The organism is uncultured Gemella sp. (assembly GCF_963515875.1).
Classification (GTDB): Bacteria; Bacillota; Bacilli; order Staphylococcales; family Gemellaceae; genus Gemella.
In genome coordinates this window covers 1-11,244 of the sequence record NZ_CAUPZX010000003.1, presented here as the reverse complement: position 1 = coordinate 11,244, position 11,244 = coordinate 1, and the positions used below count along the sequence as shown (strand labels likewise).

6 protein-coding genes are annotated in these 11,244 nt (G+C 30.4%); all 6 read left to right on the top strand.

Annotated features, from left to right (window positions below; translation table 11 throughout):
* Positions 1-14 precede the first annotated feature (14 nt).
* Positions 15-1,898: an AbiA family abortive infection protein gene (locus RWL85_RS01100; protein WP_314083989.1), complete on the top strand. Its 1,884-nt coding sequence runs from the start codon at positions 15-17 to the stop codon at positions 1,896-1,898.
* 278 nt (positions 1,899-2,176) lie between these two features.
* Positions 2,177-4,741, top strand: a complete 2,565-nt coding sequence (secA, locus tag RWL85_RS01095) for a preprotein translocase subunit SecA (RefSeq protein ID WP_314083987.1) — start codon at positions 2,177-2,179, stop codon at positions 4,739-4,741.
* A 79-nt stretch (positions 4,742-4,820) separates the two neighbouring features.
* The gene (locus tag RWL85_RS01090) at positions 4,821-5,567 is read left to right on the top strand and encodes an NAD-dependent protein deacylase (protein ID WP_314083986.1); all 747 of its coding nucleotides are present in this window, start codon (positions 4,821-4,823) and stop codon (positions 5,565-5,567) included.
* Entirely contained in the window at positions 5,568-7,328 is a 1,761-nt protein-coding gene (locus RWL85_RS01085) for an ABC transporter transmembrane domain-containing protein (protein ID WP_314083985.1), read from the top strand.
* Positions 7,315-9,054 (top strand): ABC transporter ATP-binding protein, encoded by a 1,740-nt coding sequence (locus RWL85_RS01080; protein ID WP_314083983.1) that lies wholly within the window; start codon positions 7,315-7,317, stop codon positions 9,052-9,054. The genes RWL85_RS01085 and RWL85_RS01080 overlap by 14 nt, the downstream gene beginning before the upstream one ends.
* A gap of 304 nt (positions 9,055-9,358) precedes the next feature.
* Positions 9,359-11,244 (top strand): G5 domain-containing protein (locus RWL85_RS01075; RefSeq protein ID WP_314083981.1); only part of this gene is annotated, 1,886 nt, incomplete at its 3' end.

The window sequence follows — 11,244 nt, the reverse complement described above, 5'->3', positions numbered from 1 at the left end:
GAGGTATACAAAAAATGTTTAATATTGAATATGAGGCATGGGAAAATGTATGTAGTGCTTACTTTAAATTAAATGAAAATACAAAAAAAGCATATTTACAATTTTTTCCATTAACTAAGATTTCAAAAATAGAAGAGGAACATTTAAAAAGTGAGAGTTTTTTTAATAATTATATTAAAGATTTAACTTTTGCAATAGTTGAAGAATGTTTCTTTAGAACAAATAACTTTTTACAAAAAGGTGATGGTAGTTTTAGAGATTCTTCATTAGTTTCTCCAATTCTATTTTTAGTTTTACAGACACTAGGATATAAGATTTATAATTTATATGAACAAGAAAGAAATGAAAATATAGAAGTATATTATGCAGGTAATTATAATGAATTGGACGTAATGTATAAAAAGAGTTATGATGAATTTTACAATAGTATTAATTCTAAGAAAAACGATTTTGACTATTATTTAAAAACTGATTTATCTAATTTTTTTTCGAACATAAACGTAAATATTTTAGTGGAGAAAATTGATAAAAATTGTAATAAGAAAGGCAATAAAATTACTATCAACTCTTCTGAATTGAAAGTATTAAAAGATATCTTAGAGTATGCTGGATTTGGAAAATTTCCAACAATAGAAAATAGCGTTGCTACTTCGTTTTTAGCAACTAATGTATATCTAGATGAGATAGATAACTATATTTATGACTATATAAGTAAAAATAAAAATGAAGATAGTTTTAAAATGATTCGTTATGTAGATGACTTATATATTTTATTTAATTCAAATAAAATTAATAAAAATACTAAGGACTTTTGTAACGAATTAAGAAATCAATATTCGTCAATTTTAAAAAAATATGGATTAGCATTAAATAATAAAAAGTTTACTTTTACTAAAATTGAAAATATAGAAAATGAATTAAAGAAGTCATTATATTCAGAAAATATAGATATAAAAGATAATAGTTTTAAAAATTTTCCCGATGAGTCATTTTATCAGTTTATTACTAAATTAGCTAGTATTTTAGATAATGACTATATTACTATTGAAGAATATAGTGAATTAATAAACGAGTATTTTTATGATGAAAATATTGAGTATACACCCATTGAAATCTTCAATTATTTCATTTATGGTAGTGATATTATTGGTAAAAATAAAAAATTATCTGATTCTATTTGCCAACTTATAGAGAAAGATATTTCTTTCATCTCTCTTGATCCTAAAAGACTTACAACTTTAGTTTTAAAAACAAAAAATGGGAGAGCTATAAGAAGTCTTTTGAATTCACTTTTTAAACGTAGCAGAAATAATCACTGGAATACTTACGATACATCAATAGCTGTACATTATTTGATACAACGTGGTTTTGAACATTCTGATTTAATAAATATTTTAGGGGAGAATGAGAGTGATTTAAAGAACTTCTATGATTATTTTTGTAAAAATAGTTTCATGAAAATATTTGAAAATAAATTAAATAAAGTTATTAATAAATTAATTCCAATAATAACAGGAAAAGAAAAAAAGAAAACTTATTTTTTATATTTAATGTATAAAGCAGAAAAAGAAAAAAATAATACATTATCAGAATTCAATTTTTTTAAAAATTATTTTGATAGAGTCACAGCACATCTAGAATTTAAATATTCTTCTGAAAAACTAAAAAATCCAAATTTCAGAAAGTTTTATAAGGAACAAGAACTTTGTAAATTTTATAATTGTATAGATTGTTCTAAAGATGTGTTAGAAAAAGCTCATAATATAAGGAATGCTAATCCACTATCTCATGCAAGTGCAGAATTATTGGAGAAATATACAACCGAAGAAATAAAGAGGAACATTGAAGATTTAAATGGTTTAATTGAATGTTATATTGAAAATAAAGAGAATAATTAATTTTAAATAAAAATAACAGTCACAATATTGAGTTTCGGAAGTGTAATAGATTTTAAAATTGTTAAAGTGAAAATAATTTAGAGGTTATTTTGATGATAAAATCAAAAAATATATAAATTCATTTAGCTTTCTTAGTCAGATATGATGCCTACTTAATATCAACTTAAAATCGTTGTAATGTGGTTGCTTTAATAGAAAATGAATGTTATAATTAAATGATGAATTATAATAAGATTATAAAATCATTAATAAGAAAATATGTCGGAAGGAAAATGTTAATGGCTATTTTAGGAAAAATATTTGATGCTAACAAAAGAGAAGTAAAAAACTTAGCGAAATTAGCGGAAAAAGTATTAGCTAAAGATGAAGAGTATTCAAATCTTAGCGATGAACAATTACAAGATAAAACTGAAGAATTTAAAGCTTATATTGAAGAACAAAGAGAAAAAGGAAAATCAACAGCTGATATACTAGATAAAATTTTAGTAGATGCTTTTGCTGCAGCTCGTGAAGGAGCATTCCGTTCATTAGGTATGAAACCTTATAAAGTTCAAATTATGGGTGGTATCGCACTACACCGTGGAGATATCGCAGAGATGAGAACTGGGGAAGGTAAAACACTTACTGCGACAATGCCTGTTTATTTAAATGCATTAGCAGGAGAAGGTGTGCACGTTGTTACAGTTAACGAATACTTATCTCAACGTGACGCTCAAGAAATGGGAGTTTTCTACAATTATATGGGACTTTCAGTAGGACTTAACTTAAACTCTCTAAACTCAGAAGAGAAAAGAGCGGCTTATAACGCTGATATTACATACTCAACAAACAATGAGTTGGGATTTGACTATTTAAGAGATAACATGGTAAAAACGGTTGAAGCTCGTGTTCAACGTCCATTAAACTATGCTGTTATCGATGAGGTTGACTCAGTTCTTATCGATGAAGCACGTACACCGCTTATTATCTCAGGTGAAGGACAAGAATCAACTTCACTATACCAAGTTGCAAATGCATTTGTTAAAACTTTGAAAAAAGCAGAGGAAGAAGATGGAAGTGATGGAGATTATACTTTAGATATTAAAACTAAAGCTATCCAACTTTCTGAAAATGGTATCGATAAAGCCGAAAGTTACTTCGGATTAAAAAATCTATATGAATTAAAAAATGTTGATTTAACTCACCATATTAACCAAGCATTAAAAGCAAACTATACTATGTCATTAGATGTAGACTATGTTGTTGCTGAAGATGGAGAGATTTTAATCGTTGACCAATTTACAGGACGTACTATGCCTGGACGTCGTTTTTCTGAAGGATTACACCAAGCTATAGAGGCTAAAGAAGGTGTGCCAATTCAAAAAGAAAGTAAAACAATGGCAACTATTACATTCCAAAACTTCTTTAGAATGTATAAAAAACTTAGTGGTATGACGGGGACTGGTAAAACAGAGGAAGAAGAATTTAGAAACATTTATAACATGTTTGTTACGACAATTCCTACAAACAGACCTATCCAAAGGATTGACGCTCCAGACTTTATTTATTCAAACATGGAAGCTAAATTTAATGCCGTAGCACAAGAAGTTAAAGAATGTTATGATAGAGGACAACCAGTTCTTTTAGGTACTGTTTCTATCGAAACGAGTGAATTAGTATCTAAACTATTATATAGATATGGAGTACCTCATAAAGTTCTTAATGCTAAGCAAAATGAAAGTGAAGCAGAAATTATCAAACAAGCAGGACAACGCGGTTCAATAACTATCGCGACTAACATGGCTGGTCGTGGTACGGATATTAAACTTGGAGAAGGTGTTCGTGAATTAGGTGGACTTGCTGTTATTGGTACAGAGCGTCACGAATCACGTCGTATTGATAATCAGCTACGTGGTCGTTCTGGACGTCAAGGAGACCCAGGTTACAGTAGATTCTATCTTTCTCTTGAAGATGAGCTTATGGTTCGTTTTGGAGCTGATAGATTACAAAAAATCATGGGGAAAGATGATGATACACCGCTTGAAAGTAGAATGGTAAGTAGATCTGTTGAAAGTGCTCAAAAACGTGTTGAAGGTAACAACTATGATTCTCGTAAACAAGTACTTCAATATGATGACGTATTACGTAAACAACGTGAAATTATGTATGCGGAAAGAAATGAAGTACTAGAAAATGAAGTAGTTACTGAAATTATTCAAGAAATGATTGGAGATGCAGTAGATAAAACTATTGCTTACATTACTGAAAACCTTGAAGTTCATAGTGAAAAAGAAGAAACAGAAGAAATTATTAAATCACTTAATGAAAAATTCTTAGGTCTAAAACCTATTACTGATAGTGAGTATGCTGATGTAATGAGTGATGATGAAATTCGTGAGCTTGTAATTCACAGAATTAACCTAGAACTTGCTGAGAAACGTGAATTACTAGGTGATGAAACTATGAATTCATTCGAAAAATATATCTTACTTAATGCTATCGATGACAGATGGACTGATCATATCGACCAAATGGATCAACTTAGAAAAGGGATTTTCCTACGTTCATATGGACAAATTGATCCACTTCGTGAGTACAAAACAGAAGGACATGAAATGTTTGAATACATGATTGATGATATTCAAGTAGAGGTTGTTACTAATCTAATGCGTATTAGAGTAGAACGTCATGAAGAAATTGAGATGAAACAAGAACCAACGAACCTTATTACTAATGATCATAAAGAACATATTGCTCGTGGTCCAATTAAGAGTGCAACTCGTGAAGAGAAAAAAGCTCGTATAGAAGAACGTAAACAACGTATTAAAGAGTTGAAAGCTCAAAAAGATAAAGAGACTAATTAATAGTTAGGAAAAGAAGGAGACTTGAAAATAGGTTTCCTTCTTTTAATGGCTTATAATATATATTTTAGGAGGTAGTATTATGAAGTATATAGAAAATCTAAGAGAGATAATAAAGTCTAATGACAATATTGTCTTTTTTGGTGGTGCTGGTGTTTCTACTGAATCGAATATACCTGATTTTAGAAGTGCTAACGGTGTATTTAATGTGCAATTAAATCGTCATTTTACACCTGAGCAACTCGTTTCTAGAACAATGTTTGTGAAGTATCCTGTAGATTTCTTTGATTTTTATAAAAAACACTTAGTGTACCCGGAAGCTAGACCTAATAGAGCACACTTTTATTTAGCAAAATTAGAAGAACAAGGAAAATTAAGAGCAGTAATAACACAAAATATAGATACACTTCATGAACAAGCAGGAAGTAAAAATGTTTTGAAACTACATGGGAGTGTTGATGCGAATTATTGTACGAAATGCAAGTCGTTTTATAATTTAGAAGATTTTTTGGCTAAAAATGAAGAAATACCAAGCTGTGATAAATGTGGTGGAGTAATTAAACCGTACGTTACTTTGTATGAAGAAGAATTGGATATGACGGTATTTAATGCTGCGATTAATTTTATTGAAAAGGCTGATGTATTAATTATAGGCGGTACTTCTTTAAGTGTGTATCCTGCAGCAAATCTTTTACACTATTTTAGAGGGAAACATCTAGTAGTAATTAATAAAACTTCAACATCTCAGGACAATATGGCTAATCTGGTTATTAATGGTAAGATTGGAGAAGTTTTCTCAAAATTAGAAGAAAGAGAAGGTGATGTGTAGATGTATTTATTTAGAAAACTGGGTTGGTTTATGAAGTTAGAAAAAAGACGTTATTCTATTGGGATAATTGCTCTTATCTTAGTAAGTATTTTTAACTTGATTCCACCAAAAGTTATCGGAACTGTTATCGATAAAATCGAAGCTGGAAATTTAACAAATGCTCAGTTGTTTTTAAATGTTAGCTATCTTGTATTAGCAGCACTTGCAATGTACGCACTTCGTTATGTTTGGCGTGTTTATATTTTTGGTGCAGCATATAACCTAGGAAGAATTTTAAGGTCAAGACTATTTGAACATTTTACTAAGATGTCTCCATCATTTTTCCAAAAATATCGTACTGGTGATTTAATGGCACATGCGACAAATGATATAAATTCGATTGCTATGGTTGCTGGTGTAGGGGTAATGTCTGCGGTTGATGCAAGTATTACAGCATTAGTAACATTGTTTACAATGATATTTTTAATTGATTTTAAGTTAACTCTAATAGCCATTATTCCATTGCCATTTTTAGCTTATGCTACTAATTATATTGGAGATAAAAACTATGAAAGTTTTGAAGAGGCTCAAGAATCTTTTTCAGATTTAAATAATAAGGTTCAAGAGAGCGCCTCTGGGATAAAGGTTACTAAATCATTTGGTTATGGTAATGATGAAATTAAAAATTTTAGAGAAGTTAATAATAGAGTATTTGAAAAGAATGTTATTGCAGCCAAGTATAATTCATTATTTGACCCGATGGTGTTGATATTTGTTGGAATATCTTATACACTGACTCTTGTTTTTGGTGGGATTTTCATATCTAATGGTGATTTATCAGTTGGTGAATTGGTTACTTTTGTAACGTATTTAGATATGCTAGTATGGCCACTTCAGGCGATTGGTTGGTTATATAATATATCGCAACGTGGAGAAGTATCTTATAAGCGTATTGAGAGTTTATTAGCTGAGGTTAATGAAGTAGATACTAACCTAGACAGTAAAGTTAAAGCTGAAAATGGAAAACTAGAATATAATATAGAAAACTTCGAGTTTGAAGAAGGTAAGACGGTGTTAAGAGATATTAAGTTCGCTATTGAAAAAGGACAAACACTTGGTATTGTAGGTGTTACTGGTGCAGGTAAAACTACATTATTAAGATTGTTGCTTAGGGAATTTAACATTAATTCTGGTAATATCATGCTTAATAACAGAAATATTGCTGAATATAGTTTGAGTGATTTAAGAAAACTTGTAGGATATGTTCCTCAAGATCAAGTACTATTCGCTATGTCGATTAAAGAAAATATTCGTTTTGCTAATCCATTTATCGATGATAAGAAGGTAGAAGAAATTACGAAAATCTGTGGGCTGTACGATGATATTATGGCTATGTCAGATAAATTCGATACGATTGTAGGAGAAAAAGGAGTTAGTCTTTCTGGTGGTCAAAAACAACGCCTAGCAATGAGTCGTGCTTTAATAATTGATCCAGAGATTTTAATTCTTGATGATTCATTATCTGCAGTTGATGCTAAGACAGAACATATTATTTTAGAGAATTTAAAAGAGCAACGTAGTGGCCAAACTAACATAATCACAGCTCATAGACTTTCTGCTGTTGTAGAAGCTGATTTAATAATTGTTTTAGGTGATGATACGATTATTGAAAAAGGTACGCATGATGAACTTATTGCTAATAATGGTTGGTACAAGGAAACTTATGAAAACCAACAAATGGAAGAAAGCTTGAAAGGGGGAAGTGTTGATGTTGAAAAGTAAGACGTTTTTTAGATTAATGCGCTATATGTTTAGATATAAAGGTTTATCGATATTAGCATTAATATTTATATTATTGACTTCTATTGTAGCGACAGCGATTCCTCTATTAGCTCAATATTATATTGATAATTTTATTACAAAAAATATAGCTAAAGCAGGTTTATATATATTAATAATTTATTTTGGATTATTTATACTGAGAGTTGTATTTACATTTTTAGGAGAGTTTTACTTTGCAAGAGTAGCTCATAGTATAGTTAGAGATTTGAGAAATGATAGCTTTATTAATTTGCAAAAATTAGGAATGTCATATTTCGATAAAACTCCTGTAGGATCTGTTGTATCAAGATTAACTAATGATACTCAAGCAGTTGCGGATATGTTCGGGACGATTTTCTCTAGTTTCCTAAATACTATTCTTATGTTTATCGTGACACTTTCTGCGATGATTGCTCTGAGTTGGCAACTGACAATTTATATGATTTTATTCATTCCTGTTATGGTTGGTTCGGTATATATGTATCAGAAGTTATCTAGTAAACTTGTAGAGATTTCACGAGCGAAAATTAGTGAGATGAATACGAAGTTATCTGAATCAATCGAAGGTATGAAAATTATTCAAGCATTCAATCAGGAACAGCGATTAATAGATGAATTCGGTGAGGTTAATAATGAGCATCTTCGTTATTATACTAAATCATTAAAAGTTGATAGTTTATTACTGCGACCTGCAATGGCGCTATTTAAAGTATTAGCGTATGGAGTTATAGTTATGTACTTTGGACTAAGTTTTGAAAGTGCTGGATTTACAGCTGGGATAATTTATGCATTTATTCAATATACGAATCAGCTTTTCAATCCGTTAATAGAGTTAATGCAAAACTTCTCAATTCTTCAAACATCTATAATTTCTGCGGGTCGAGTGTTTACATTAATAGATAATGATGAATATGAGCCAGAGCAAAAAGATCAAGATTTTGTTATTTCGAATGGTGATATTGAGTTTAAAAATGTTAGTTTTTCATATGATGGCAAACGTGATGTTCTTAAGAATATTTCATTTAGTGTAAAAAATGGTGAAAGTATAGCGTTTGTCGGTGCTACTGGTTCTGGAAAATCATCAATAATGAATCTTTTCTTAAGATTTTATGATTTTGATAGAGGTCAAATTCTTATAGATGGAGTTGATATAAAAGACTATAGTGCTAGTCAATTAAGAAGCAGTACAGGTCTAGTTTTACAAGATCCGTTTTTATATCATGGTACGATAGAATCTAATATTAAAATGTATAATGAAAACTTGACAAGAGAAGATGTTATTGAAGCAGCGAAGTTTGTCGATGCACATAATTTTATTGATAAACTTGAAGATAAATATGATAGTATAGTAACAGAAAGAGGTTCGACATTTTCTTGTGGGGAGAGACAACTTCTTACATTTGCTAGAACAATAGCTAGCAAACCGAAAATTCTTATTCTCGATGAAGCGACGGCTAATATAGATTCTGAAACTGAAGATATAATTCAAAATTCACTAAAAAAAATGAGAGAAGGTAGAACTACTATAGCAATAGCACACAGACTTTCTACTATTCAAGATTCAAATTGTATCTATGTATTGGATAAAGGTGAAATAATTGAATCAGGTACGCATGAAGAATTATTAAATAGAAAAGGTAATTATTACAAAATGTATCAGCTTCAAGCGGGTATGATAAATAAATAAAAAATAAATAATAGTGGAGGTGACTCAAAAAACGATTTCTCTGAGATATCGATGTTTGAGCCACTTCCGTTATATTTTTATAAAAATATAATTATATACAATAAAGGTTAACGTAAAATTAAGGTGTTAACTTTTATTATTTTAATGTTAGAGATATTGTGAATCTGTAATTGTATTGTTAGTTAGTGTTAATGTATATATTTCTTGAATTTCGAGTTAAAAAAGGTTACAATTAATGTATTGAATATCAATGTTGAAAAGAAAAAGATTATGAAAGTATTTTTATGAAAGAAGGCGAAAAAAGGTGAGAAAATTTTTAGGGGAAAAACATAACAAATTTTCATTGAGAAAATTAACTATTGGTGTTTGTTCGATGACAATAGGTTCATTTTTCATGCTACCTGCTGTAAATGTGGACAGTAATATAATAAAGGCCGCTGATAATGCAGTAGTTCACTACAAGTATGTTGGTGAAAATAATTTAACTGACAAAGAAAAAGAATTAATAAAAAAAGAAGTACCTAATGTGGTTAGTAGTACAGAAGAAACATATTATTTAGTATTTAAGCCAGAAAAAACAGCACAATTAAATAAATTACCTAATACTGGTTTAAATTATGGTGTTGGTAGTATGTTATTAGGTGGACTTTTGGGGCTTATTGTAGTGGTAGTCGCAAAGGGTCGAAATAAAAAAAGTAAGATACTTTCAATATTATTAGTGACAAGTATGGGTGTAACTTCTATAGAATTACCTGCTCGTGCTATGGAAAATCTTGAATTATCTGTATATAATATGGATTATAATTTGAAAGTTGGAGATAAACTTCCTAATATTTCTTCAATCCCAGGATATAATTTTGTTGGATTTATAAAAAATGAATTAGAGAATAATTTAACTGAAAAAGCAGATAGCATAAGTAAAGTAGAAAAACAACAAAATAAACAGCAGATTGTTAATAATGATAAAAAATTGGATTCTTTAAAAAATTTTAATGATTTAGAAAAGAAAAATGAAGAATATATTAAAAATGATAAGCAGTTAGATAATGTTAAAAAAAATAATGATGTTCAGGTTAAACCTAAAGGTGTTAATACTGTTAATCCTGAAGATGAAGTTATGTCTGGAAAATTGACTAAGCCTGAATTATTATATGAAGATAAAACTGTAGAAACGAGTTTAGCATATAATCGAGTTATTGAAAATAATTCAGAATTAACAGAAGGAACTACAAGAATAAAACAACAAGGAAGATTAGGGAAAAAGATTGATGTATATAGAGTATTTGTTGTTGAAGGGAAAGAAGTTTCAAAAGAAATTCTATCATCTAAAACAGTAGAACCTATTTCTGAAATAGTTGAAAGGGGTACTAAAAAAGTAAACAATAACCCTAAATCAACTGGAGCTAAGTTGGTAAAAGCAGCAGTGGAGGAGAAACCCGAATATACAGGAGTGCAAGCCGGGGCAATAGTAGAAGCGGCAAAAATGGAGAAACCTGAATATACAGGAGTACAGGCTGGAGCATTAGTAGAACCTGAGAAAGTGGAACCCCCAAGAGAATATACAGGAGTGCAAGCTGGAGCAATAGTAGAGCCAGAAAAAATAGAACCTGAATATGGTATTGTTACTTCTGGAGCTTTAGTAGAACCAGAAAAAGTAGAATCACCAAAGGAATATACAGGGGTACAAGCTGGAGCAATAGCAGAACCAGAGAAAGTGGAAGCACCAAGAGAATATACAGGAGTGCAAGCTGGAGCAATAGAAGAACCAGAGAAAGTGGAAGCACCAAGAGAATATACAGGAGTGCAAGCTGGAGCGGTAGTAGAACCAGAGAAAGTGGAAGCACCAAGAGAATATACAGGAGTGCAAGCCGGAGCAATAGAAGAACCAGAGAAAGTGGAATTGCCAAGAGAATATACAGGAGTACAAGCTGGAGCGATAGTAGAGCCGGAGAAAGTAGAACTCCCAGAGGAGTATAGAGGAGTACAAGCTGGAGCGATAGTAGAACCAGAGAAAGTAGAAGTCCCAGAGGAGTATAGAGGAGTACAAGCTGGAGCGATAGTAGAACCAGAGAAAGTAGAGCCAACTAGAGAGTATTCAGGAAGTATTGAGCAGCCAAGTACAGAAGAGACTAAACCAAATAATGAAAATACTAATACACCAGAAGAAATGAGTATTCAGAAAAAATCTAG